At 64.5% G+C, this 24,778-nt stretch carries 27 protein-coding genes and 1 pseudogene; 12 read left to right on the top strand and 16 right to left on the bottom strand.

The features are described from left to right. The first annotated feature begins 23 nt into the window (after positions 1–23). Positions 24–1,187 (top strand): amino acid ABC transporter permease, encoded by a 1,164-nt coding sequence (locus tag BLQ70_RS14365; protein ID WP_244512020.1) that lies wholly within the window; start codon positions 24–26, stop codon positions 1,185–1,187. Beyond that, positions 1,184–2,227, top strand: coding sequence for an amino acid ABC transporter permease (locus BLQ70_RS14360; protein ID WP_091857627.1), 1,044 nt, complete (start codon positions 1,184–1,186; stop codon positions 2,225–2,227). Before BLQ70_RS14365 ends, BLQ70_RS14360 begins: the two co-directional genes overlap by 4 nt. Positions 2,228–2,419: 192 nt before the next feature. Here the strand turns inward: BLQ70_RS14360 and BLQ70_RS14355 are convergent, their stop codons facing one another. Then, positions 2,420–2,968: a GcrA family cell cycle regulator gene (locus BLQ70_RS14355; RefSeq protein WP_061971194.1), complete on the bottom strand. Its 549-nt coding sequence runs from the start codon at positions 2,966–2,968 to the stop codon at positions 2,420–2,422. Between the two features lie 543 nt (positions 2,969–3,511). Between BLQ70_RS14355 and BLQ70_RS14350 the strand changes: the two genes are divergently transcribed. From BLQ70_RS14350 to BLQ70_RS14340, 3 genes are read left to right on the top strand one after another with little or no spacing between them, the layout of a single operon-like run. After that, on the top strand, positions 3,512–4,732 hold the full coding sequence (locus BLQ70_RS14350; protein WP_091857625.1) for an aspartate aminotransferase family protein: 1,221 nt from the start codon (positions 3,512–3,514) through the stop codon (positions 4,730–4,732). Positions 4,733–4,774: 42 nt separating this feature from the next. Next, positions 4,775–5,698 (top strand): ornithine carbamoyltransferase, encoded by a 924-nt coding sequence (gene argF / locus BLQ70_RS14345; protein WP_091857624.1) that lies wholly within the window; start codon positions 4,775–4,777, stop codon positions 5,696–5,698. Further along, on the top strand, positions 5,698–6,702 hold the full coding sequence (locus tag BLQ70_RS14340) for an Hsp33 family molecular chaperone (RefSeq protein ID WP_091857832.1): 1,005 nt from the start codon (positions 5,698–5,700) through the stop codon (positions 6,700–6,702). The genes argF and BLQ70_RS14340 overlap by 1 nt, the downstream gene beginning before the upstream one ends. Positions 6,703–6,815: 113 nt before the next feature. Here the strand turns inward: BLQ70_RS14340 and argE are convergent, their stop codons facing one another. Together argE and apaG are read right to left on the bottom strand one after the other, a co-directional pair. Beyond that, positions 6,816–7,994 (bottom strand): acetylornithine deacetylase, encoded by a 1,179-nt coding sequence (gene argE, locus BLQ70_RS14335; RefSeq protein ID WP_091857623.1) that lies wholly within the window; start codon positions 7,992–7,994, stop codon positions 6,816–6,818. Beyond that, a complete protein-coding gene (apaG, locus tag BLQ70_RS14330; protein ID WP_061971076.1) occupies positions 7,991–8,383 on the bottom strand; it encodes a Co2+/Mg2+ efflux protein ApaG in 393 nt (130 codons plus the stop codon). The genes argE and apaG overlap by 4 nt, the downstream gene beginning before the upstream one ends. 425 nt (positions 8,384–8,808) lie before the next feature. On the opposite strand from apaG, the gene BLQ70_RS14325 reads away from it, so the two are divergent. Then, positions 8,809–9,840 carry a 2'-deoxycytidine 5'-triphosphate deaminase domain-containing protein gene (locus BLQ70_RS14325; RefSeq protein WP_091857622.1) on the top strand — a complete coding sequence of 344 codons (1,032 nt, stop codon included), beginning with the start codon at positions 8,809–8,811 and terminating at the stop codon, positions 9,838–9,840. A gap of 28 nt (positions 9,841–9,868) precedes the next feature. Here the strand turns inward: BLQ70_RS14325 and BLQ70_RS14320 are convergent, their stop codons facing one another. The 7 genes from BLQ70_RS14320 to BLQ70_RS14290 form a co-directional block, all read right to left on the bottom strand. After that, entirely contained in the window at positions 9,869–10,198 is a 330-nt protein-coding gene (locus BLQ70_RS14320) for a hypothetical protein (RefSeq protein ID WP_091857621.1), read from the bottom strand. Positions 10,199–10,425: 227 nt separating this feature from the next. After that, positions 10,426–11,136: an LON peptidase substrate-binding domain-containing protein gene (locus BLQ70_RS14315; RefSeq protein ID WP_162766192.1), complete on the bottom strand. Its 711-nt coding sequence runs from the start codon at positions 11,134–11,136 to the stop codon at positions 10,426–10,428. Positions 11,137–11,233: 97 nt separating this feature from the next. Beyond that, complete coding sequence (locus tag BLQ70_RS14310) at positions 11,234–11,821, bottom strand: dihydrofolate reductase family protein (RefSeq protein WP_091857618.1); 588 nt, start codon at positions 11,819–11,821, stop codon at positions 11,234–11,236. A gap of 218 nt (positions 11,822–12,039) precedes the next feature. After that, positions 12,040–12,402, bottom strand: coding sequence for a hypothetical protein (locus BLQ70_RS14305; RefSeq protein ID WP_091857616.1), 363 nt, complete (start codon positions 12,400–12,402; stop codon positions 12,040–12,042). Then, on the bottom strand, positions 12,399–13,670 hold the full coding sequence (locus BLQ70_RS14300; protein ID WP_091857614.1) for a flavin-dependent oxidoreductase: 1,272 nt from the start codon (positions 13,668–13,670) through the stop codon (positions 12,399–12,401). The genes BLQ70_RS14305 and BLQ70_RS14300 overlap by 4 nt, the downstream gene beginning before the upstream one ends. Further along, complete coding sequence (locus tag BLQ70_RS14295; RefSeq protein WP_091857611.1) at positions 13,667–14,815, bottom strand: DJ-1/PfpI family protein; 1,149 nt, start codon at positions 14,813–14,815, stop codon at positions 13,667–13,669. Before BLQ70_RS14295 ends, BLQ70_RS14300 begins: the two co-directional genes overlap by 4 nt. A gap of 179 nt (positions 14,816–14,994) precedes the next feature. Beyond that, entirely contained in the window at positions 14,995–15,480 is a 486-nt protein-coding gene (locus BLQ70_RS14290; RefSeq protein WP_091857829.1) for a DUF1772 domain-containing protein, read from the bottom strand. 80 nt (positions 15,481–15,560) lie between these two features. On the opposite strand from BLQ70_RS14290, the gene BLQ70_RS14285 reads away from it, so the two are divergent. Further along, entirely contained in the window at positions 15,561–16,532 is a 972-nt protein-coding gene (locus BLQ70_RS14285; protein WP_091857607.1) for a GlxA family transcriptional regulator, read from the top strand. A gap of 16 nt (positions 16,533–16,548) precedes the next feature. Next, a complete protein-coding gene (locus tag BLQ70_RS14280) occupies positions 16,549–17,091 on the top strand; it encodes an imm11 family protein (RefSeq protein ID WP_091857605.1) in 543 nt (180 codons plus the stop codon). A gap of 61 nt (positions 17,092–17,152) precedes the next feature. Here BLQ70_RS14280 and BLQ70_RS14275 read toward each other — a convergent pair whose 3' ends face one another. The 4 genes from BLQ70_RS14275 to BLQ70_RS14260 all read right to left on the bottom strand — a co-directional run bounded on the left by BLQ70_RS14275 (position 17,153) and on the right by BLQ70_RS14260 (position 19,153). Beyond that, positions 17,153–17,485, bottom strand: a complete 333-nt coding sequence (locus tag BLQ70_RS14275; protein WP_091857600.1) for a YciI family protein — start codon at positions 17,483–17,485, stop codon at positions 17,153–17,155. A gap of 119 nt (positions 17,486–17,604) precedes the next feature. Next, positions 17,605–18,165 (bottom strand): dihydrofolate reductase family protein, encoded by a 561-nt coding sequence (locus BLQ70_RS14270; protein WP_091857598.1) that lies wholly within the window; start codon positions 18,163–18,165, stop codon positions 17,605–17,607. Positions 18,166–18,201: 36 nt separating this feature from the next. Next, positions 18,202–18,729, bottom strand: coding sequence for a hypothetical protein (locus BLQ70_RS14265; RefSeq protein ID WP_091857596.1), 528 nt, complete (start codon positions 18,727–18,729; stop codon positions 18,202–18,204). A gap of 31 nt (positions 18,730–18,760) precedes the next feature. After that, positions 18,761–19,153, bottom strand: coding sequence for a hypothetical protein (locus tag BLQ70_RS14260; protein WP_139163547.1), 393 nt, complete (start codon positions 19,151–19,153; stop codon positions 18,761–18,763). 247 nt (positions 19,154–19,400) lie between these two features. On the opposite strand from BLQ70_RS14260, the pseudogene BLQ70_RS26245 reads away from it, so the two are divergent. Next, a pseudogene (locus BLQ70_RS26245) lies at positions 19,401–19,565 on the top strand (IS91 family transposase); the annotation flags it as partial. Positions 19,566–20,268: 703 nt separating this feature from the next. Here the strand turns inward: BLQ70_RS26245 and BLQ70_RS14255 are convergent. Then, on the bottom strand, positions 20,269–21,150 hold the full coding sequence (locus tag BLQ70_RS14255) for a L,D-transpeptidase family protein (protein WP_170843414.1): 882 nt from the start codon (positions 21,148–21,150) through the stop codon (positions 20,269–20,271). Between the two features lie 188 nt (positions 21,151–21,338). Beyond that, entirely contained in the window at positions 21,339–21,755 is a 417-nt protein-coding gene (locus BLQ70_RS14250) for a DUF1236 domain-containing protein (protein ID WP_082617690.1), read from the bottom strand. A gap of 353 nt (positions 21,756–22,108) precedes the next feature. Between BLQ70_RS14250 and BLQ70_RS14245 the strand changes: the two genes are divergently transcribed. From BLQ70_RS14245 to BLQ70_RS14235, 3 genes are all read left to right on the top strand, one after another. Then, a complete protein-coding gene (locus BLQ70_RS14245) occupies positions 22,109–22,543 on the top strand; it encodes a CBS domain-containing protein (protein ID WP_091857590.1) in 435 nt (144 codons plus the stop codon). A gap of 547 nt (positions 22,544–23,090) precedes the next feature. Beyond that, positions 23,091–23,840 (top strand): FadR/GntR family transcriptional regulator, encoded by a 750-nt coding sequence (locus tag BLQ70_RS14240; RefSeq protein ID WP_244512019.1) that lies wholly within the window; start codon positions 23,091–23,093, stop codon positions 23,838–23,840. Between the two features lie 8 nt (positions 23,841–23,848). Then, a complete protein-coding gene (locus BLQ70_RS14235; protein ID WP_244512027.1) occupies positions 23,849–24,772 on the top strand; it encodes an NAD(P)-dependent oxidoreductase in 924 nt (307 codons plus the stop codon). Positions 24,773–24,778 lie beyond the last annotated feature (6 nt).

The raw sequence follows: 24,778 nt of genomic DNA, 5'->3' as shown, positions 1-24,778 counted from the left end.
CGCGAACCTCGATCGAGGTGGTCGTGAGCAGCTTCCTATCCTTCATCAACGACAAGCGCGTCCGGGACTGGTTCTACCAGATCGCCCTGATCCTGCTGCTCGTCGGCCTCGCCGTGTTCTTCGTGCGCAACGCCTCGGAGAACATGGTCAAGGCCGGCATCGCCTCGGGCTTCGACTTCCTCTGGCGCACCTCGGGCATCGAGGTGCCCTTCGTCCTGACCAACTATACGCAGGCCGACAACATCCTCGCCCTGTTCTGGGTCGGCGTCGCCAACACCATGCTGGTGACCGTGATCGCCATCGTGCTGGCGACGCTGCTCGGCTTCGCGCTCGGCATTGCCAGGCTGTCCTCGCACTGGCTGCTCTCGACCATCGCCGGCGCCTATGTCGAGTTCGTCCGCAATATCCCGCTGCTGTTCTTCGTGCTGTTCTGGTATTTCGGTGTCATCGCCGCCCTGCCGCAGCCGCGCCAGAGCATCGGCCTGTTCGGCGTCGCCTTCCTCAACAACCGCGGCATCACCATCCCGCTGCCGGATGCGCCCGGCAATTTCCGCTGGGCGGCGCTGGCGGTCCTGGTCTCCTGGCTCTGCTACTGGCTGGCCAGCGCCTGGGCGCGCCGCCGCAAGGAGCGCACCGGGCAGGACGCGCCGCTTCTCGCCATCGGCATCGGGCTGATCGTGGTGGTGCCAGCGCTCGCGATCGCCTGGGCCAGCCTCGCCACGCGCTGGGACATTCCGGTGCTGCGCGGCTTCAACTATCGCGGCGGCTTCGTCGTCATCCCTGAATTCGTCGCGCTGCTCGCGGCGCTCGTCACCTATACCGCCGGCTTCATCGCCGAGATCGTGCGCGGCGGCATCGAATCCGTGGCCAAGGGCCAGAGCGAGGCCGCTTCGGCGCTGGGCCTGCGTCCCGGCCGGATTCTGAGCCTCGTCGTCATCCCGCAGGCCTTGCGCGTGATGACCCCGCCCTTGACCAACCAGTATCTCAACGTGCTCAAGAACTCGTCCTTCGGCGCGGCGATCGCCTATCCCGACGTGGTCAGCCTGTTCATGGGCTCGGCGCTCAACAATACCGGCCAGGCGATCGAGATCATCGCCATGACGCTCGCGGTCTATCTCGTCATCGGGCTCGCGGTGTCGGCGCTGATGAACTGGTACAACGCCCGCATCGCCCTGGTGACGCGATGACCCGCACCTCCTCCCTCTCCCTTTGGCGCGAGCGCCTGTTCGGCACGCCCTTCACGGGCTTCACCAGCGTGGTGCTGGTCGTGCTGATCGCCTGGATCGCGATACCGCTGATCCGCTGGGCGGTGATCGATGCGACCTGGGTCGGCTCGACTAGGGCGGATTGTGCACCCGGCGGCGCCTGCTGGGTCTTCATCCGCGCCCGCTTCGGCCAGTTCATGTACGGGCTCTATCCGGTCGACCAGCGCTGGCGCGTCGATATCGCCGGGATCGCCTTCGTGCTGGGGATCGCGGCGGTGGTCCTGGCACCGCAGCGTCTCAGGCTGAAGCTCGGCCTGGTGATGCTGGTCGTCCTGCCGCCGCTCGGCATCTGGCTGCTCTCCGGCGGTTTCGGCTTGCGTGATATCGAGACGCGCGAATGGGGCGGTCTGATGCTGACCCTGTTCATCTCGATCTATGCGAGCCTGATCGCGATCCCGCTCGGCATCCTCTTCGCGCTCGGCCGGCAATCGGAGCTCAGGATCATCCGGCTGATCAGCGTCATCTTCATCGAGTTCTGGCGCGGCGTGCCGATCATCGCCGTGATCTTCCTCGCGTCGCTGCTGCTGCCGCTGATCCTGCCCGGCGGCATCGGCATCGACCGGCTGGCGCGCGCCGTGATCGGGCTGGGCTTCGTCATCGCCGCCTATATGGCGGAAGCGGTGCGCGGGGGCCTGCAGGCCCTGCCCAGGGGCCAGCGCGAGGCGGCGACCGCGCTCGGCCTCAACTACTGGAAGGCGACCGGCCTGATCGTGCTGCCGCAGGCTCTACGCATCTCGCTGCCGGCGATGACCAACGAGTTCATCGCGCTGATCAAGAACACGACGCTGGTGCTGGTCGTCTCGATCCTCGACCTGCTCGGCATCGCCCAGGCGTCGCTTGCCGATCCCAACTGGGTCGGCATGAACATGGAGGCTTATGTCTTCTCGGGGGCGATCTACTGGCTGATCTGCTTCGCGCTCTCGCGCTGGAGCCGCTCGCTGGAGAAGAAACGGAGATTGTGAGGAGCCAGGCCATGGGCCGTCATTCTCGGGCGAAGCGAAGCGCAGACCCGAGAATCTCTTCCGGGAAATAATACCGGAGCCTCTCGCGTCTTGAGATGCGAGGGGCGAGCCCGAGCATGACGCGCCCTTCCATCAGGCAATAAAAAACCGGCCTTTCGGCCGGTTTTCCTTATTCGAAGCCCCCAAACCCGATCAGGCCCGGGCCTTGCTCCGGTCGCGCCGACGGTCGGCGGCAGGCTGGTAGGCGATGCGGGCGTGGTGGCTGCAATAGGGCAGGCCGGTCTGCGAACGCGCGCCGCAGAAACGGAACTCCGGGGTCGTCGGGTCGCCCATCGGCCAGCGGCACATGTATTCGCGCAGGTCCATGATGGTGACGCGCTCGGAGAACGGGATCACCACGTCCTCGGAGGGCAGCGGCGACGCCTCGACCGCGCTCTCCACCTCGACGGCGAAGTCGGGCGCGAGTGCATGGGCGCCGCGCGTCGGCGCGGAGGCGGCCCCGGCCATCGGGTGGCTCGGCGAGCGCGCCGGGGCCTTGCGGGGTGCGTTGCTGCGCGGCGCGGCCGGCTGTGCCGCGCTCTTGGCCCGGCCCGAAAGGCCGAGGCGGTGGACCTTGCCGATCACCGCGTTGCGCGTGACGCTGCCCAGCTCGGCGGCGATCTGGCTGGCGCTCAGCCCATCGCTCCAGAGCTTCTTGAGCAGCTCGACGCGCTCTTCCGTCCATGCTCCGGCTTCGTTCATCCGCATCACCTGTCTTGTCCGGCCGATCCCTTGCGGGTTCGGCCTTTAAGGGCGCTTCGTGACGGAATCCGGGACCGGCGGCTCTGTCACGAGGACAAGGCCGTTGCTGCCGCAACAGACGGTACAGGAGGCGCCGCACGAAATGTCGTATCTGACGAAGTCGACCATACAAGCTGCGGTGACTCGCGAACAAGAGTCGGCGAATCGGAATTCGGCTTTTCCCCAGGCGATTCGCGAATGCGCGGTCAAGCGAATCCTTTCGGCAACACTGTCCCCACCGCATTGAATTGACAGCCGCGGCCTCCTTAAGCATATTTATCCACAAGGTGACGCCGCCCCGCTCGGGCGGCGCTTATGTTTGGCGGATCAAGGTTCCGACGATGCGGATGACGGCGCGACGAGAGATCGGGAGCTGGGCGCGACGATAACGTCGCCGCCGGGTCGTATCATGGCTGCATCCTGCAGCATCCACCCCGGATCGTCGTTTTCCGTCCAGCGCCAATCCGTTTCTCACCCCGTCCCCTTCGCGAGGATCTTCGTCCCATGGCTCCCGCCCCTGTTTCCGCCAGCCAGTCCGTGCTTGTCCCGACCTATGCCCGCGCCCCCGTCGCCTTCGAGCGCGGCGAGGGCCCCTGGGCGATCACGGCCGATGGCACCCGCTATCTCGATTTCGGCGCCGGCATCGCGGTCAACGCGCTTGGCCACGCCCATCCGCATCTCGTCAAGACGCTGACCGAGCAGGCCGGCAAGATCTGGCACACCTCGAACCTCTATGGCGCGCCGGATGGCGAGCGTCTGGCGCGGCGGCTTTGCGAGGCGACTTTCGCCGAGCGGGTGTTCTTCACCAATTCAGGCGCCGAAGCGAACGAGTGCGCCATCAAGATGGCGCGGAAATACCATGCCGCGAAGGGTCATCCCGAGCGCTATCGCATCATCACCTTCGAGGGTGCCTTCCACGGCCGGACGCTGGCGACCATCGCCGCCGGCGGCCAGCAGAAATATATCGACGGCTTCGGCCCCAAGGTCGATGGCTTCGACCAGGTGCCCTTCGATGACGAGAAGGCGCTGCGCGCTGCGATCACGCCCGAGACGGCCGCGCTGATGATCGAGCCGATCCAGGGCGAGGGCGGCCTGCGCTCGGTGCCGGCCCGCTTCCTCAAGCTGCTGCGCGATCTCTGCGACGAGCAGGGCCTGATGCTGATCTTCGACGAGATCCAGACCGGCGTCGGCCGCACCGGCAAGTTCTTCGCGCATGAGAAATACGGCGTCGCGCCGGACATCATGTCGATCGCCAAGGGCATCGGCGGCGGCTTCCCGATGGGCGCCTGTCTCGCGACCGAGGAAGCGGCCTCGGGCATGACGCTCGGCACGCATGGCACCACCTTCGGCGGCAATCCGCTCGCCATGGCGGTCGGCAATGCCGTGCTCGACGTGGTGCTGGCGCCCGGTTTCATCGAGAATGTCGGCCAGATCGCGCTCCGGCTGAAGCAGTCGCTGGCCGAGCTCAAGGACAAGCATCCGGATGTGATCCAGGAGATCCGTGGCGAGGGCCTGATGCTCGGCCTGAAGCTGCACACGCTCAACACCGACTTCGTCAACGAAGCCCGCGCCCATGGCCTGCTGGTCGTCGGTGCCGGCGACAATGTCGTGCGCCTGCTGCCGCCGCTGATCATCACCGAGGCTGATGTCGCGGAAGCCGTGTCGCGTCTCGACAAGACGGCGGGCGCGATCGAAGCCGCGCTGAAGCGCCCGGCCGCCGAATAAGTTCACCCCCAGACCCCCACCAGCGAAGCGAAGGAAGCGCCCGTGACGCGCCATTTCCTCGATCTCTCCGATTTCTCCGGCAACGAGCTGCGCGCCATCCTGCGCACGGGCGAGGAGATCAAGGCGCGACGCCGTACGCCCGCAGCCGCCGGCGACCGCCTGCTCGAGGGCAAGGTCATCGCGACCATCTTCGAGCAGCCGTCCTTACGGACCCGCGTCTCCTTCGATGTCGGCATCCGCGAGCTCGGGGGCTCGCCGATGATGGTCGCCGGCCATGAGATCGAGCTCGGCGAGCGCGAGACCATCGCGGACACCGCCCGCGTGCTCTCGCGCTATGTCGATGCGATCATGATCCGCATCCTCGATCACGATTCGCTGGTCGAGATGGCGAAATACGCCACCGTCCCGGTGATCAACGGCCTGACCAAGCGCCAGCATCCCTGCCAGGTCATGGCCGACGTCATGACCTTCGAGCAGCGCAAGGGCGCGATCGAGGGCAAGCGCATCGCCTGGACCGGCGACACCAACAACGTGCTGACCTCCTGGGTCCACGCTGCCGGCCGGCTCGATTTCGAATTGTCCGTCGCGACGCCGGAGGAGCTCAGCCCTCCGCCGGCCCTGATCGCCTGGGCGAAAAAGCAGGGCGCCCGCATCAAGCTGACCAATCGCCCCGAGGAAGCGGTCGAGGGCGCCGATTGCGTCATCACCGATTGCTGGGTCTCGATGGGCGATGACAATGAAGGCACCCGCCACAACCTGCTGCGACCCTATCAGGTCGATGACAGGCTGATGGAGCGCGCCGAGAAGGACGCGATCTTCATGCATTGCCTTCCCGCCTCGCGCGGCGAGGAGGTCACGGACGCGATCATGGACGGCCCGCAATCGGCCGTCTTCGACGAGGCCGAGAACCGCCTGCACGCGCAGAAGGGCATCCTCGCCTGGTGCTTCGGCGGAGCGGCGGCCTGATGGCCGTCGACGACAGCATGAGCGCTGCCGGGCTCGACGACCGGGTCATCCCCTTCGCCGTGCCCGATCTCGACGTGCGCGGCCGCGTCGTGCGGCTGGGCCCGGCGATCGATGCGATCCTCGATCGCCATGGCTATCCGGAGCCGGTCTCGCGCGTGCTCGGGGAGGCGGCGGCGCTCACCGTCCTGCTCGGCACGGCGCTCAAGTTCGAGGGCCGCTTCCAGCTTCAGACCAAGAGCGACGGCGCCATCCCGATGATGGTCGTCGACTTCAACGCGCCCGACAATTTCCGGGCCGTCGCCCATATCGACGAGGCCAAGCTCGTCGAGGCGATCGCGCTCGGCAAGGTCTCGAGCGGTGAACTTCTCGGCGAGGGCCATCTCGCCATGACCGTCGACCAGGGCTCGGCCACGACCCGCTATCAGGGCATCGTCGCGCTGAAGGGCCAAAGCCTGGAAGAGGCCGCACACCAGTATTTCCGCCAGTCCGAGCAGATCCCGACGCATGTCCGGCTTGGCGTCGGCACCGTCACCACGGGCGGGCGGCCGCAATGGCGCGCCGGCGGCATCCTCGTCCAGTTCATGCCGCACTCGGCGGATCGCCTGCGCGCTGCGGACATGCACCCGGGCGATGCACCCGAGGGACACGACATCCTCGCCAAGGCCGATCCGGACGGCATCGCCGACGATGCCTGGATGGAGGCGCGCTCGCTGGTCGAGACGGTCGAGGATCACGAACTGCTCGACCCGACGCTGGAGAGCGAGCGCCTGCTCTACCGCCTCTTCCACGAGCGCGGCGCCCGCGTCTTCGAGCCGGTCCTCGTGCGCGAGGACTGCCGCTGCTCGCGCGAGCGCGTGCTCGCGATGCTGCGCGGCTTTGCGCCCGAGGATCGCAAGGCGATGATCGCCGATGACGGCAAGCTCGGCGTCACCTGCGAATTCTGCTCGCGGCGCTATTCGTTCGATCCGGCCGAGGTCGAGGACGGGCTGTCGGCGGGCGAGTAAGCCGCCCGTCATTCTCGGGCGTCGCGAAGCGACGACCCGAGAATCTCATGCCGGAAAAGTGCGGGAGGCTTCTTGTCTCGAGATGCTCGGGTCAAGCCCGAGCATGACGCGCCTCAGCCCGCCTGGCACTCCGCCATCAGCTTGCGCATGAAGGCCTCGCCGGCGGCCAATTGCTCCAGCGTGATGTACTCGTCCGGCTGATGCGCCTGGTCGATCGAGCCGGGGCCGCAGACCACGGTCGGGAGCCCCGCCTGCTGGAAATGCCCGGCCTCGGTGGCATAGGCGACCGCGATCGTGTGGTTGCGGCCCGAAAGCCGCATGGCGAGCCGCTCGGCCTCGGAGCCCGGATCAGGCGCCAGCCCCGGCACGTCCGAGGTCATCTGCGTCTCGATCGCGGAACTTGGCGCGGTCGAGCGCATCCGCGACAGCACCTTCTCGGCCGTCTTGGCGAAGCGGGCCGGGCCGGCCTCGGGATCGGAGCTCGGAACCGTCCGGATCTCCCAGAGAAGCTCGCTGCGATCGGCCAGGATGTTGCGAGCGATGCCGCCATGGAACGTGCCGATATGGATGGTGTCATAAGGCGGGTCGAAGCGGCCGCTCGTGTCCGGCCGCTGCTTGGCATCCTCGGCCATATGGTCGAGCTCGGCGGCGAGCAGGGCGCCGGCATGGACGGCGCTGGCGCCGAGCTGCGGCTTGGAGGAATGCGCCGCGAAGCCCTTCACGACGGTCTGGAAGGTCCGCACGCCCTTATGCGCGTCGCAGATGTCGAGCATGGTCGGTTCGCCGACGATGACGGCGCGCGGCCGCGGCAGGGTCTTGCCCATGGCGGCGATGCCGTCGACCACGCCGAGGCAGGTCACCTCCTCGTCATAGGACAGGAAGAGATGGATCGGCGTCTTGAGATTGGCCGCCAGGAAATCCGGCACCAGCGCCAGCCCCAGCGCCAGGAAGGCCTTCATGTCGACGGCGCCGCGGCCATAGGCCTTGCCATCCTCGACATGCAGCGTGAACGGGTCGCGGCTCCAGGCCTGGCCGGCCACCGGTACCACGTCGGTATGGCCGGAGAGGACGACGCCGCCGCGATCCTGCGGGCCCACGGTCGCGAACAGCGCCGTCTTGTCGCCGGTCTCATTGGGGAAGCGCACGCTGGAGACGCCCCAGCCGGCGAGGTAATCCTCGACGAAATCGATCAGCGGCAGGTTGGACTTGTCGCTCACCGTGTCGAAGGCGACGAGGCGGGCGAGCATTTCGAGCGGCGTGTAGCGCTGCCCGGCTTGAGCGGAGGCGGTCAATGCAGAACCTTCTTCACATAAGGGGAATCGAGCGGGAAGAGCGGCACCTCGACATCGAAGATCGTGCCGTTCTCATCCTGCATGGCGTAGAAACCGTGCATCGAACCGTCAGGCGTCGTCAGCGGGCAGCCCGAGGTGTAGTTGAAGCTTTCGCCCGGCCGCAGCACCGGCTGCTTGCCGACCACGCCTTCGCCGCGTACCTCATGGACCTCGCCGCGCCCGTCGGTGATGAACCAGTGCCGGGTCATCAACTGCACGGTTAGTGTCGAGAGGTTCACGATCTCGATCGCATAGGCCCAGAAATACCGGCCCTGCGCATGCGAGGATTCTCCATCCATGAAGCTTGGCGCCGCGCTCACACGCACGCCATGCGTCTGTGCCTGATACATGGAAAGGCTCCGCCTCGGCCGATCGCGGCTCTATCGTGTTGATGTGTTATCGGCCTGCCGGCGCCAGCGTCAATGCGGTGACGCAGCGATTCTGGCGTGGGTAACCCGCTGCCTCGCATCTGCCGCGCATCCCCCATGCTTGGCCTTTGCGGGGCGCTTCGCTAGCTATGACCGATTATCCCCAGCGGAACGCGATGCCGCTCTCCCATCGAATTTAGCTGTAGAGGCTCGAGGTCATGAGCTGGTGCATCTGCAATCAGGCAAATCGCCTTCCCACCCTTCATGATCCGAGCCCTTATCGAATCCAAGACCGTCCCCGCCGCTGCAGCGGACATAGGAAAGACACTGTGGACGACGAGGACGGTGGCGACTTGAGCCTGCCGTTGTATGTAGATATCAGCCAGACTCTTTCGGTGTGAGAAACGATGAATTTTGGAATTTGGCCGTCGCAGTGGATCCGGCGAGCTATTGAAGCGGGCATCATCAGCTCCAGTGCGCCGATCAGCGAGGCCGCGATCCAGCCGGCAAGCCTAGATCTTCGCTTGGGGGATCGGGCTTATCGCGTTCCCACCAGCTTCCTACCGGGTAAAGGAAATTCAGTCGCTCAGCGCTTGAGCGATCTCGCAACGCATGAGGTGGACTTGACGAAGCCCCAGGTCCTCGAACGGAATTGCGTTCACATTATTCCGCTTCAGGAGAGTCTGCGCCTCGATGAACGCACCAGTGCCCGCGCTAACCCTAAAAGCTCGTCTGGCAGGCTGGATATCTTCGTTCGCCTCATCGCAGATTGCGGGACCGCTTTCGATGAAATTCCCGCTGGCTATTCTGGCTCGCTCTTCGCTGAGGTCGTGCCACGCTCCTTTCCCGTGATTGCGCGGGTCGGCGATTCACTTAACCAACTGCGGTTTCGTGAGGTCACTTCTGACCTTAAGCGCCCCAGTCGGACATTTCCTGTTTCGATCGATCTGGAAGGAGCGGCAGCTAGCGGCGTCGTCGCGTATCGGGCGCGCAAAACCACCGGCCTGATCGATCTTCAGCAAATTGGAAAGTATGACAGGAACGATTTCTGGGAGGCAATCCAATGCCGTCCGGGCAGACGGGAGCTCGTCCTTGTGCCGGACGAGTTCTACATCATGGCCTCGCTTGAGGATATCGAGATCGGCGAAGACGAGGCTGCCGAAATGATAGCGTATGACACCGCCGTCGGGGAGGTGCGCGTACATTATGCGGGTTTTCTGGACCCATTTTTTGGGAAATCCAAGTTTAATGCAAGTAACAGCAGTAAGGTAGTTCTCGAAATCAGGAGTCATGACGTTCCGTTCATGCTCGATCACGGCCAGAGAGTTGGAACTTTAATTTTTGAAGACATGATCGAAACACCGGACAAGCTGTATGGGCAGCAGATCAAATCCAACTACCAGGGCCAGGGCCTGAAGCTATCAAAACAGTTCATTTGAACCGGCGAGTTGGCGCGCCAGGGCGACGTCATCCTGATCGATAGCCTGCTCCGTCTTCGGTGAGGCCGGCCTGGAACAACTCATCGGCCATCGCGAGAGCGCCAGCCTCACCGCTTATCGGGATGCGCTCGGGGAAGGCGGTCCGCTCAAGCGAAGGCTCCAGGCTCTTGCGGATATCCGGAGCCGGGAGGGCTACATGGGGAGCGTAGTCGAGGAGGGGCATGGCCGCTTCCTGCTCATCGAAAATCATTGCCCGATCTGTGCCGCGGCCAGCGCCTGCCAGGGCCTGTGCCGCTCGGAGCTCGCGATCTTCCGTGCGGTGTTGGGGCCCGACGTTTCCGTTGAGCGGATCGAACATATCTCGACGGGCGCGCGGCGCTGCGCGTACAGAGTTCGCTCCGCTGCCTCGTAGAGCTGAGCCGATGCAGTTCGGCGGAAGCTCTCCGTGCGCCATAAGCGGAATCTAGCTCATCGCCCGAACGCGGACCTCCAGAGCGCCTTCAGTCTAACCTCTTCAGGTTCGTCTCTTGATCTTGGGCAGCTTAATTTTGCCGTCGCTCCAACTCAGCAAAACCTCGCCCAAAATCAACTCAGCTGCGCAGCATCCGCTGCTCGCAAGATGAATGGTGCCGTATCGGCTGCAAGCGAGGCCGGCGGTACCGCGCCGTCCAGCAGCTCGACCAGGAGCCGCAGTCGATCGGGTAACGAAGGTGCTGCGAGCAGAGCCTGTCTCTGCGCGATAGGTATCCAATGAGGGGGAGAGTCCTGCCCCAGATATGAAAGCGCGACCCACGGCAAGGATCGGATCCCTTCGATGCGATCGGCGGGGGCGCCGGCCAGAACAAGCTTGGTCGTCACCGCAGGCAGGCCAGCGCGGCGACGCAAAGCCTCGAATCGGAGCAGAGCGCGCTCATGGAGCGGACGAAGCTCGGCTTCTCGCGCAGGTGGATCGTCCCAAGGATCGACCGACACCCGGTAAAAGCCGCCCTGCTGCAATGTGAACATTCGCAAATGCACACGCCGCACGGCTTCGACGAAAATTCGCACGACGCCTTGGGACTGCGTGGATTCAACGACGACCGCGGTCACGCCCACGCCGAAAACCGACGATGCGCCAGACATCTCGCCTTCAGGATCGCGCAACGAGGCAAAGACCAGATGGCCGCTGGCTGCCGCGGCTCCTGCCGCAGCGATCGATGCGGTGCGCCCCAGGCCGAATGCCCGCGCCATCGGAGGGGCGAGCAGAACGCCACCGCCAAGCGGAAGCAGGGGATGCTCGATGGCCTGTGCTGTCATCTTATGCCCGCCCGCTCGCTTCCGGATTGCCCGCGGCAAATTCCGCCGGGCTCGCGTATTCGAAAGCCGCCCATGGATGAGATATTCATGACGTGTGTTATCGGCAGACGCGGTAGCGGACGTGGGTCGCCATCGGTCCATCGGTCGAGGAGACCTTCTCGAGCAAAATTGGCCCTTTGAAGTTATCGAACAGCCGAATTCCGCTGCCGATAAGGCTCGGTGCGAGATGAATCGCAATTTCGTCAACCACACCGGCGTCCAATGCCTGCTGGGAGGGTGATGCGCCGCTGATGACAACGTCCTTGTCTCCGGCCGTCGCCTGCGCCTGACGGACGGCGCTCTCGATGCCGTCGGTGACGAAGGTAAACTTGGAGTCGCCCTTCGGCACCGTTTCAGCTGCTGGCGGCTTGTGGGTGAGGATGAAGAGCGGAACGCCCTTCAGCGGATGCGAGCCGCCCCAGCCATTGGTGATATCGTAGGTTCGCCGGCCAAAAATGTAGGCGCCGGACTGGGCATACATGCGGTCAACCTCGGCCTTGTTCGCGCCGCCTTCCTCCTTAGCTCTCGAAAGCCAGCCGAAGACATGCTTGATGCCGTCCCGGCCCTTCGGAAACGCTTCTCCGTCATCTGGCCCGGCACAGAAACCGTCGAGCGACATGCTCATTTCGATGATGACTTTGGCCATGGCTCCTCTCCAGTTTTGCTTGTTTCGCCTCAGGGGGCGAACGACTATTCGTTTCGATCAGCGAGATACGGGTCGCCTGGACCTGCCGCGCGGTAGAAGATCGATACTCCCTCCAATTCCAGCCGCCGATGCGTTGGTCCATTCGTCACTCGAGCCTTCTTCTCCAACGCCGGCCAAATGCCTTTTCCGGCGGACACCGCATTCTTGCGAGTTAGGCGTCACCGTCGCCACGACGCCCAGGCGGCGAGCGAGCCGACGAGGAGCACGAGGAGCAGGACAACGTGGAATGCCGCGTCGCCGCGAGTCTGCGGTCCGACCCCGACCGCGATCGTGAACGCACCGACCAGCGTGCCGAGAAGCGCGAACCCCTGCGCGGCAAGCGCTATGATGGGGCCGCGCGCCGGCCAGATCAGAACCATCAGCAGGCCGAGGCCGAGCACCGCTCCGAAGACCCCTTCGGCAATCATGGCGTGCCGGTGCTCGAACCCGGATATCAGGACGCCCGCGTGCGCCAGAGAAGCCACGGCGAAGAGGAGCGTCTCCGCCAACAGAATGAGCGCGAGTTTCGTGTGGTCAGTCATGGCTCCAGCTTCCGATTGTTGTGGCGCCGCCGTTCGCTTTCCCCGTCCGCGGCGAACCCCGCCAGGCTCGCATAACCACGCACGATCCGCTGGCGTTCCTCGTAGGAGGCCACCGCCTCAACGTCGTCGAAGCGATCGGGCGCCCGGCTTTCCACGAGATCGATCACGCCTTCCGGCCCGCCTTTGCGGTTGGCATGGACGATTTCCGCCGTGGCAGGACGGCGCTCCCCGTCATAGGCGCTGAGCGCGGCCTCCACGGATCCATGAGTCTGCAGGTGCTCCGCCAGAGAGCGGGCATCGAGGATGGCCTGGCTCGCACCGTTCGAGCCGACGGGATACATGGGATGGGCGGCGTCGCCGAGCAGGGTGACGCGACCGAACGACCAGCGCAGCAGCGGTTCACGATCGCAGTTGGGATATTCGTGAAACGCGCCGGTGGCGCGGATGATCTTCGCCGGATCGACGTAGTCCAGGTGGAAGCGGTCGCGCACGAACGGCAAGACCTCGTCGAGGTTGCCGGGCCGGCTCCAGTCGCCAAGGGGGAGCTTCCGGTCCTCGGCCTCGTGGAGCCGGGCCATCACGGCCCAGTTGGTCAGGCGCATGCCCGGATCGTTGGGATCGCTCTCGATCGGATAAAAGATGAACTTGGCGTGGTTGCCGCCGGCAATCGCCATCGTGCGACCGTCCTGCCATGTCGGCCACCGCGTGGCGCCGCGCCAGAGCATGACGCCGTTCCAGATCGGCGGCCCTTCGCCCGGATAGAGCTTGGCGCGCACGGTGGAATGGATGCCGTCGGCGCCGATCAACAGATTCCCGCTGGCTCGCAGTGCCTTTCCGGTTTCGGACAGAAAAGCGGTGACCTTGCTCCCGTCCTGTTCGAAGCCCGTCAAGCTGCAGCCGGTACGGATGACTTCCCGCCCCAACCGGTCCATGACAGCCTGATGGATCAGGCCCAGCAACCTGCCGCGATGGATGCTGAATTGCGGGACCGCATGGCCGCCCTCTATACCGCGCAGCTCCCGCCAGACGATCTGGCCGAACCTGTTCGCATAGATCAGCTCACGCGTCCGGATTCCGGCAGCATCAAGCGCGTCCATCAGCCCGAGCTCGGCCAGCAGACCGACGGCATGCGGCAGCATGTTGATGCCGACGCCGAGCTCACGCACCGCATCAGCGCGTTCGAATATCTCGACCTCGATTCCCGCCCGGTGCAGGAAGAGTGCGGTCGTCAGTCCACCGATGCCGGCGCCCACGATCAGCGCCTTCATGATCCCGCTCCGGGTCGCGGATATTCGAGCTGCATGGCGACCATATGCGCCGTGGCCTGCCCATACCGGGCCCCGATATCCTGCAAGGCCTCGTCCAGGGCTTTTGCTGGCCGCATGTTGGCAGCAAACCGCAATCGCTCGCCGGAGCGGGCCGCGGTCACTCTATCTGGAAGGAGGCGCACGCCGCCGCGTGTCGTCACTGCCGCAGACGATGCCGCGAACAGCCCCACCCGGGAGCGATAGGTGCGCGACCACGCATCGGCGACGAGCGCAAGCGACACTTCATCCATCCCCGGTTCGAGCGCTATGACGAAACGATCCTGGCGCCAGACGGCGAGGCGATTGCCCAGCACGATTGCGGCGAAGGGACGGGTCAGTCTGAAGGCACCGCTGTCATGCCGGGCATCCCATCGCTCCAGCCCGAGATCGCGGGCAACCGTTTGCGCCTTGTCCCTTCCGGCGATCGCCTCGACCAAGGCCAGCATCATCGGCATCGAAGCGGTGATGCCGGTGGTGGTGGCGACACCCCGATCCACCACCATGCGCCGGTTGGCGACGTAGCGGATCGACGGGTGGTGCTTGAGCAAATCCCCGAGATAATACCAGTGGGTGGTCGCCCGCCGGTCGTCGAGAAGCCCGGCAGCGGCGGCAACCTTCGCGCCGGCACAAATTGCGATGATAACGGCCCCGTGTTCCGCCTGCTTGCGCAGCCAGGCCATGACGGCTGGATTATCGTCACGGCTCATGGCCGGAACGATCACATAGTCGGCTCCTTTCGGGTGTCGCGCATCGAAGGCTTCGATCGTCGCATCGGCTTCGACAGTCAGCGCCGGATAGAGTTTGACCGGGCCGGGCTCCGTCGACAGCATCACCACATCGGCGATATCCGCCCGGCGCAGAATTCCCGTTGGCATGAGATAGTCGGTCGTCTCCGTCGCATCGTTGAGGCCGACGACGGCGACCAGGGGCCGAGCCCGTTTCGGCGGCTTCAGCGCCGCCAGCATGGCGTCTACCTCCGTTTGCGGGACGGCTGACGACGCGACGGCGACGGGTGTGGCGGGCAAGGTGGCCAGCCACAGTCCGAGGCCCGCCAGCGGCAGGGCGATCAGGGCCAGTCCAGCCCAAATGAGGTAGCGTATGGACATCGAGCGCTCCGATCGAGCGTTGCTTCCATCGTCAGGGTATCGAGCGTGCGCTGGCGGAAATGAAGCAGTGTATTTTCTGCCAAAGCGAAGCGATGGTGACTACCGGGCCTCGCCCCCACGCTCGCGACGACCGCGCCGCTTCTGATCGACCTACATGGCGACACGCCACTAGGGTTGTCCTACTGCGCAATCGCAACTGACATCGACAGAAGGCCAAGCGTTGCGAAACACGCACGCAGTACGTGGGACCACTCCCAGACGTTGCGCATGTGTCGCCAATCAGAATCGGGTGACGAGAACAGGCCGAAAAAGAGTTGGCTCGTACCGCCAAGCTCCGAATCTTTCAGCCAGGCGCTGTTCACCGGGTGGGTCACGAGCCAGTAGGTCGCATGAACTGCGATCAGCAGTCCCAACGCACCTGTCGTCCACCAGAAGCGCTCCGTGCCGGTCGGAGTGAAGAACAGGAGGATGGCAAGCACGACCATGCCACCGACCTCCCCCACGAGCCCGCCGATGGTGAAGCCGGGAAAATAGATCGCCTGAACTGCGCGGTAGGTGGTCTCGTCAAGACGCAGCTTTCCGGGGAATTCCAGTGCATGCGCCAGCGAGAGCCCCATCGTCACCGCTACCAGCAGCAAACCAAGGATAGAGAGAGCCAGGAACATACCGATCCTCATCGTTTCCGCCGTTAGGATAGCGAAAGAGGGCTCTGGCGGGAATGACATAAACATGGCATTTTCTGCCAATGCATCGTGTCGCCTTCGTCGTTTATCCCGGCTTCGAGCTTCTCGACATGTCCGGGCCGGTCTCGGTCTTCACCAGTGCCAATCGAGCTTTGGGGTTGAGTGAGAAGCCTGCGTTCTACGCCATCGACCTCGTATCGGTGTCGGGCGGGCCGGTGACGAGCAGCAGTGGCATCGCCGTCCACACGCAAAGCCTGGAAGACCGCGCGCACGAGGCGGTCGATACACTCCTCGTCGCCGGCGCAGAGAGCGAGAACCTGCTGCCAATCCTTGCCGATCCCGCCTGGGCAGCATGGCTTCCGAAGCTGACGGGCAAGGCGCGTCGGTTCGGCTCGGTCTGTTCCGGCGCGATCATCCTTGCAAGGCTCGGGCTGCTCGATGGGCATCGTGTCGCCACCCATTGGGATGCCTGCACGCCGCTTGCTGCCGCCTTTCCGCCCGTCAGCGTCGATCCGGACTCGCTTTACGTGGTCGACGGCCGGCTCTGGACCTCGGCCGGGGTGACCACCGGCATCGACATGGCGCTCGCCATGGTCGCGCAGGATCTCTCCGCCGACATCGCCGGCGAGGTCGCCAAGCGGCTCGTGCTCTATGCGCGCCGGCCCGGCTACCAATCGCAGTTCAGCCCGCTGCTTCAGGCGCAGGTGAAGGCTGACAGTCCCTTCGCCGATCTGATCGCCTGGATCCTGGCAAACCTCGCCGCCCCCCTGGAAGTCCCGGCCCTTGCGGATCGCGCCGGTCTCAGCGAGCGGACGTTCCATCGCCGATTTGTCGCGGCCACCGGCGAAACGCCGGCCCGCTTCGTCGAGACGGCGCGCCTCGATGCCGCCCGCATGCTGCTATGCCGCGGGATTTCTCTGAAGTCGGTTGCGGCCGAGGTCGGCCTGTCCCCTGCAGCCCGGTTTTCCGAAGCCTTCGAGCGCCGCTTCGGCATCGCGCCGCGACTGTTTCGCGAGATGCATGCGGCGTTCTGACCGGAAGGATCAAGCCATGCCGATGACGATTTACAAGTTCGCCGTCTTGGAAGATCAGGAATGGATTTTTCCCGTCGACGGCGCGGATTTCGAAACCTTCTTTGCGATGGATGGGCGTGCCATCCAGGATTGGGCTTCCCCTGTGATGCGGATGGTCGAGGCGGAGCAAGGGGCTGAGGAACCGAGCTACTCCGATTTCCCCTGGCTGGGCGAGCATGCGCCGATCCTGAAAAAGCCCGCCGTGGATGCTCTGGCACCGGTCTTGGCTCAATATGGACAGCTTCTGCCGCTGAAGGGCGAAAACGTCTGGCTGTTCAACGTCACCACCGTCCTCGATGTCCTCGACAGGGAGAAATCCGGCATCGTCTATTTCGATGACGGAGACATCCTCGATATCGAGCGGCATGTCTTCAAAAGGGACGTCATCGGAACCGCCGAGATCTTCAAGCTGCCGCGGCGGGCCTCAGCCGTCTATGTCACCGGTCGTTTCGTTGAGCAGGTCCGCGGCTCCGGCCTTCGCGGTGTCTCGTTCGCTCCTGTGTGGACATCCGAAGAATGAGCGGTCGCCGCGATCGGGAGACGCCGCGAAACCAGGCATCAGCGACCCCCGCTGGTGCGGATCACGGCGTCTCTTTCAACGGCCAGACTTCGACGACGCCGTACGCAACTGCGCATGGCACGAGTGAAACCTTCTCGATGGCGCCGGCCAGGTCGGTGGCCTCGATGATGGCGAATCCCGCGATCGGCAACGCTGACGACATGAAGGGTCCATCACGAGTTTCTACGTTGCGCGCCTCGGGATTGCGGACCTGAACCGGCGTGCCGGCGATCCCCATCACGGCGCCTTCGGACCGCAGTTTTGCGTCCTGGACGTGCGCGGCGTCTCTGAGCGACTGGGGCGTGCGGTCGTAGCCGGCTCGGTCGCCATATCCGATCGTGACGAACTTGGGCATTGTCTTGCCTCCTTTCAGGGGCTGCGGCAGCGGCGATAACGGCGGCATGAGCGGCCTGCAGACGGTCCGATCCGGCCGGGGCAAACGGCCATCAAGTCATCACCGCGGACTCCGCGCCATTACGCATAATGCGGCGCGCCATCGGGCCGGTAGTCGAGCACAACAACCTCGCCATCAAGAATCCGGTGATCCTCGAGCTTGAACTTCTGGTCCAGCATCCCCTTGAAAAAGGGCTCGACGCCGGACTGCGGTAGGATCAGCGGGCAATAGATCAGGCGCAACCGGTCCAGCAGGTTCGCCGCAAGAAGCTGACGGACGATGGACAGGCTTCCCATCGTCCGGATTTCAGCATCTTGGCCGGCGCGCTCTGCGCGGATCGTATCGAGAAAGCCGGAACCCAGCACGATCAGCCCCGGCCAGCCCGCGCTGCCGAGCGTGGAGGAGACGACCCAACCGGGGTTTTTGGTCATCTTGCGATAATCGTCGTCCTGATAAGCCTCGGGGACGCCGCTCAAGGCATCAAGGGTCTTGCGGCCGATCAGGGTGCGATTCGGCTGCGCGCTCTTCTGCGCCAGCCATGCCATGAATTCCGGCCCCGTGTATCCGTAATAGGCCGGCGACTTCTCGCCCCGCGCCGCGCCATCGATCGACAGCATGATCTCGGAAACGATCTCGGTCATCGCCTTCTCCTCATCAACATGCCGGCGGCTATCGGCCTACCGAGCCGGCAATTCGGTCCAAAGATCCTTGGCGAAGCCCCTCTGGTCGAGTTGCCGCGTGGTGCCCGTCACCTCTGTCTTCCCGTTGCGACACCGATAGGCGTGGATGCTGTCATGGCCGATCGCATAGGCTGGAACGCTCCCTGCGTCGGGATTGTCCCGGCAGAACATGTCGGCGCCGGGATTGTCGCGCTGCGCGTTCATTTTGGTGCAGGGCAGGTTCGCGCCCACGAAGCAGACCATGACCTTGCCGTTCATGCAGCGGTACTGGGCCTGCGTTTGCCAGGAATCTCCATCCGGCCCACTTTTGGCGTTGGGAAACAGCTTCCTGAATGCCGAGGCCGTGCGCGCGCGAAGTGCGGGATCGTAGTCCCGAATGCTGTCGTCATTGCCTAGACGGGCGCAGAGGGCGGTAAGGTCGGCTTCGGGCGCTGCGCGGACCTGATCGTCGAAGTCCAGCAGCGGCAAAGCCACGGCAGCCAACCCAAGCGCCCAGATCATCCCGATTGCGAAGCGCGGCATCATCTCCTCCTCCGGTTGCTGAGAGCGGCTCCGGTCAGCATCGCTGAAAACGCTGCGGTTTCGCTGCGATCCAGGAGAAACCCTCCAGCGTGAGGTCAATCTCTTTGGCGGCATGCCGTCGCAGAACGACTTTGCCTGGCGTGACGGGGCTACCGCCCTTGTAGCACCGCGCGTCGAACCTCAGGCTCTTTCCCGAGCGGGTCGCCTTGCCCAGCTCGCAACCGACCTCGTAAAATCCGAGATCGGCCGCTGTGATCGTCAGCACTTCGACCTCGCCACTGACCGGCTCGCATCGTCCAGAATGGCTCGACCATTTGCCCTGCCATTCCGCGGGCACCTCAGCCAAGGCTGGGGCGTGGCAGCCTAGCAACCCGAGAAGGCTGAAGAAGACGAATTGTCGGAGTTGGTAGCGGTCCCGAGGTTGCATGTGCTCTTGCCTCTCCGCGTTGGTCAGGCGCCAAAGGCCCCGTGTAACGACGACGAATGAGCTCCGCCGGATTCGACATCGGCACGCAAAAAAGCCGCTCGCCAGCTCGAGGTCTCGTTCACTTAGCCTACTGACGAGAGCGGTCGGCAGGTATGACAAAGACATGGACATTTCCGCCATTGCGTCGCGTCACTGCGGGATCTCGGATCAACGGATCCCGCCCAAGAGGGCGGGATTGCACGCGCTACCGGTTGCCACGGCGGCAGATCGTGAAGCCGAGATCTCAGCCGATCAATCCGATCAGGTCGATGAGCGGAGACCAACTAGCCCAAGCTGCGGCGGCCGCATGATTCTCGTCGAGCGCTTCGCGCCAGGCACCGTCCTCGCCGTCTTCAGGATTGATACATCATGAAGACGGCGCCACGGCGATATCCAGATTGGCCAGCGCCGTCGTCGGCCAGAGAGCGGGCGATCCCGTTCGGCCCGATCGCGGAAATGGAGATTGTGACGGGCCCGGATACGTCCCATGAGCATCCGACCACCGGCTCCCTGGCATTTCGGTTGGCGCATCGCGCCTCCGATCCACGCCTTGCACGATTCCGCCGACCAGGCCGCGCGGCAAAATCTCCATAGCGCACAGCGTCGGGCCGCGGTTTCCACGGGATGCTTTCGGACGCCGCCCCTCAGCCCGGTCCGAACCTGCCGGCACGGGCCGGCGTCCGAAACCCTTCACATTTGCGGGCGTTGAGACGATGCCAGGAAGCGGACCTTGTCTGCGGGCCGAAAAGCCACGATCCGGTTTTCGTATTGCAGCATAACCCGGCTGAACAGGCCACCAGACCACCCTGTCGCCGGCCATCCGACTGCGGTATGGTCCGGCTATGAAGCTCAGCCAGAGCATACGGTTCTGCACCTCCGCCGACGGCACGCTGGATGGCAATAGCGGACCGGGAGTGCGGCTCTTTGGCGAGTGGAGGGCGGCGATTTGGCAGCCGTTCGACGAGGATTTCGCGGCAATCAATCTGGAGCGACGACGGCGGCGCTCCCGAGCACAAGCCTCCGTGCTGGGCGGATCCAAAGGTGCAGCCAATGGCCAGCCACGAGGTAGCCGGACGCTACTCGGTGAAGCGGACGACAGTGCCGGGCTTCACCATCCTGGCGAGGTCCTCCGCATCCCAGTTCGTCAGCCGCACGCAGCCATGCGACGAAGCTTTCCCAATCCGGGATGGCTCCGGCGTCCCATGGATGCCGAATGTCGGCTTGGAGAGCCCGATCCAGATGCTGCCAACAGGATTGTTCGGGCCGCGGGGAAGCACGAGCCTGCGGGTATTACGGCCCTGCTGGAAATTCTTGACCGGATCGTAGTGATAGGTGGGCTGCCGGACGATGCGAGCAACCTGGTACTCGCCTTCGGGCGATGGCGTATCGCTGCTCCCGATGGTGGCCGGGTAGCTCGCGATCATCTCGCCCTGCGATCCATAGGCGGCGACGATGCCCGTTCGCTTGTCGGCTTTGATCAATGTCGCTTCCGCGCCGGGCACGGCGCGCTCGGCTGCGATGACCTGAAGCGCCGTACCCGCAACGCGGTAATGCGCACGCGGATTGAGAGCGCGAAACAAGCCCTTTCCCATCCTGAAGCGCTCGGCGAACATTTCCGGGGCGCTGCTATAGGCAAGGCGCCGCATCCGGGCCTGTCGGGCATAATCGCGCGGGATGGGTTTCGAGAAGACGTAGCGCGCATCCGCCTTCGCCACCGAGTAGGAGATGACGATATCCTGGCTTCTGTCGCCGCCGAGGGCGCGCCATGTCGCTTCGTCGACGACATCGCCGGAGCCGAGATTCTCGCGGCGGCGGTATTGCGCGATGGCCTTGCGATAGTTCTCGCCGTCCATCCCATCGATCTCGCCGGGGGAAATGCCCTGACGCGCCAGCAGCGTCTGCATCTTGACGAGGGCGGCGGCTGGCTTTGCTTTCCTGGCATTGCTGGACGTCGGCATATCAGCTCGATTGATCTCGTCGGCCGTCAGGGCCCGAGCGTTGCCAGCCACCGCGAGGACGGCCACCACGGCAACAGCGGCCCGAACTATCCGGTATGTCGAGATCGGCCTCAGCATCTGTTTGCTCGTTGTCCCGGGAGGCGCAAAGGCAAGGCGCCCGCCACACTGAGGTGGCGGGCTTTGGCTTGCTACTCGATGATCTGGACAACCCGGCGCGTGCGCGGCTCGACCAGGACCGGTCGCTCATTCACGACCGTGTACCGATACTGCTTCCTCACGCCGTACTCCGCCGGTACGCGGTGATAGACCACGCCGCGTTGAGGAAGCACGGCTCCGACACGCAGGTCTTCGTCGTAGGAATAGGACGGGACGCGCTGTTCGACGACATATTCCCGGAAGCGGGGTGTATTGTCGCCGACGATACCGCCCGCCACCGCTCCGCCAACACCACCGACCACAGCCCCGACAGGGCCGCCAACAATAGCGCCGCCCACGGCGCCTGCTGCAGCTCCTCCAGCGGCTCCGCCGCGAGCGCCCTGTGGATTTTGCGCGAAGGCAAGTGCTGGGATCATGCTCAGTACGGCGATCAGAGCTAATCTCTTCATGGTTTCGTCCTCCTGGAATGACCCAGACACAACCAGCAAACCATTGCGGACTGGGCACAGTTCCAGAACGAGGTCACAATCGGCAGACGGTCACCAGATCTGGAAGGTGAAATCCTCGCTGCAATCCGCTTTTCGCCAGGCCCTGGAAACTGCCTCACGCGCCGGAATTGTCGCGGTCACGTAAGCCGAGGGGCCGGGCAGAAAGCGACCCAGGCTGATGATTCTTGGGGCGAGTGATGATGAAACCCGGGAACCAGAGGGAACGCACGCTGTTCCACAAGCAGCGACAATCGATGCGGCGCTCTCAGGTTTGAGCGCCGGCATCATCCAACCAACAGTCCAGGAGGCCCGCGATGCGAGTCAGCGATCTGATGACGCGGGAAGTCTGCGTAGCCAATCCGCAGGAAACCATTCAGCAGGCCGCCAGGCTGATGGCCGGGCTCGACGTCGGCATGTTGCCGGTCGGGGATGACGATCGTTTGATGGGCATGATCACCGATCGCGACATTGCCATTCGCGGCGTCGCCGAAGGGAAGGCCCCACTGACCAAGGTCAGCGAGATCATGAGCCATGCGGTCAGGTACTGCTTCGCTGATCAGGAGATCGACGAGGTCCTGCAGAATATGGCGGATATTCAGGTGCGCCGCCTACCGGTCATCGATCGCGACAAACGACTGGTCGGCATCCTGGCGCTCAGCGATGCGACCACCGCCGCCACCAATGGCGAAGCGGGCGAGGCGCTAGCCGGCATCTCGCGTCCGGGTGGTCAGCATAGCCAGACCGGTTAGAGGATGCTCATCGAGATCAGTGGATTCGCTGCGAACAAGGTCAGTTCATCGCGAGGGGCATCCAGGCAGGAAGCACTCACGCGAGACGGCCCAGGCTACAAGCTCACCCCTGCGGTTTCGGCGAAAAGGCATCTTGTGTAGTTAGTCTCGATTGGTCCGGCCTTACCGTAAAGCTGCCGGAAGGATTGCCAGAAACCGAACGTATCCAGAGTCGGGAAGGGGCCAAAAAGCACCATCCTCCTTCCGGGTGAGATGCGCCAGAACCAGACGTTGGCGCTCGGCCAGCAACCGGACGTTCGCCGAGCAGCCTGCCATTTGAGCGATCTAGCCGTATCATTGCGAGAGCGGCCTTCGGATCATGAACCAGCCTCTGGACATCCGCGGCCGCGGCTGACGTCGGCACGAGCTCGCTTGGTACCCTCTTCGCGCTGACGCGTCTCGACTCAAACCAATTCGCGGACGCACTGGCTGCAATGCCGCATGTCATTGACTCGTTTCTCTGGTCATCGTACTGGTCTTACCAGAACGAAGAAGAATGGTTTCAGGGATGGAAACTCAAGATGCCGACAGCGCGTCGGGGTTCGAGCGCGTCTTCGTCTATCTGCGGGAGCGGCTGCTCGACGGTACGTTGAAGCAAGGCGAGCGGCTCATGGCCGAACGAGAACTGGCGCTCCAGCTCGGCGTGAGCCGGCCGATCGTGCGCGAGGCACTACGCGCCCTGCACATGCTCGGCATCATCGAGATCCGCGAGCGCGTCGGCACCATCGTGAAGCGGCCCGACGCCTCGATGTTGAAGGACTTCTTCACGCTCGCCCTTGCCCAGCAGGCCGACCTCATCGACGATGTGATGGAGGCGCGCATCGCGATCGAGTGCCAGGCCGTGCGCCTGGCCTGCGAGCGCGCCACCATCGCCGATTTCGAGCGGCTGCAACGCGCGCTCGTCCGGATCGGCGAGACGATTGACGACGCCGACGCAGGCGGCTCCGCCGACTTCGACTTTCACCGTGCCATCGTGCTGGCATCGCGCTCGCCGACGCTGGCGGTGTTGCATGAATCCATGTCGACGCTGCTGGCGCGCTCGCATCGCAGCCGCCGCGAGCTCGTCCAGCAATTCAGCTCGATGAAGAGCTACCTGATCGACGACCACAAGCGCGTTTTCGACACCATCGTTTCGCGCGATGCCGATCGTGCCGAGGTGACGCTGCGGCGCCATTTCGCGATCGGCGACGAGTATCGGCGCCGGGCCGTCACCGGCGAGGGCGACAGGGTCGAGGCGCGCAGCGCGCAGGGAACCTGACGTCCCGGATTCCACACGCAAGGCCGAGAGAACAGGACATGGGACAGAACAAGACGGGCAGCGTCGGCTTCATCGGCCTCGGCACGATGGGGCGCGAGATGGTGCGCAATCTCCTGAAGGCGGGACACCACGTCGCCGTCTTCGACATCGTCGGGGACGCGGTGGCCGCGCTGGCGGCGGAGGGCGCAAGGCCGGCAAAGAGCCCGGCAGATGCGGCGGCGGGTGCCGATATCGCGATCACCATGCTGCCCGACACGCCCCAGGTCGAGGACGTGATCTATGGCGAGTCCGGTCTCCTGGCCTCGCCTCCGCGTGGTCGCCTGATCGTCGATATGAGCACAATCTCGCCGGTTGCCGTCCGCAGGATGCAGGCCGATCTCAAAGTGGCGGGCACCGACTTCATCGATGCACCGGTCTCGGGCGGTCCGATCGGTGCGAAGAATGCGACGCTGACGATCATGGCCGGCGGCGAGGCTGACGCCTTCGCCAGGGCCGAGCCCTTCTTCCGCGGCATGGGCACGACCATCACGCATGTCGGTGCGTCCGGCGCCGGCCAGGCGGTGAAGCTCTGCAACCAGCTGATCTGCGGGATCAATCTCCAGGGTGTCTGCGAGGCCATCGCGCTGGCACGCGCCTCCGGTGTCGATCTCGATCAGATGCGATCAGTGCTGATGGGAGGATCGGCGGCGTCCTGGATGCTCGACAAGCTCGGGCCCGCCATGATCGCCGGAGATGCATCAGCCGGCTTCCGCATCGACCTGATGCTGAAGGACCTGCGCCTCGTGCAGGAACAGGCGCAGGCGCTCTCCGTGCCCCTGCCCGGCACCGCGCTCGTCACCAGCCAGTACATCGAGGCCCGCGCCCATGGCGAGGGCGGAAACGGCAATCAGGCGCTGTTCAAGGTCTATGACCGCATGACGAACCGGGCCTGACGGCGG

The sequence above is a fragment of the Allobosea robiniae genome, from assembly GCF_900102525.1.
In the GTDB taxonomy this organism is placed as follows: domain Bacteria; phylum Pseudomonadota; class Alphaproteobacteria; order Rhizobiales; family Beijerinckiaceae; genus Allobosea; species Allobosea robiniae.
Note: the sequence above shows the minus strand (reverse complement) of the source record. Positions and strands in the feature narration are given on the sequence as shown.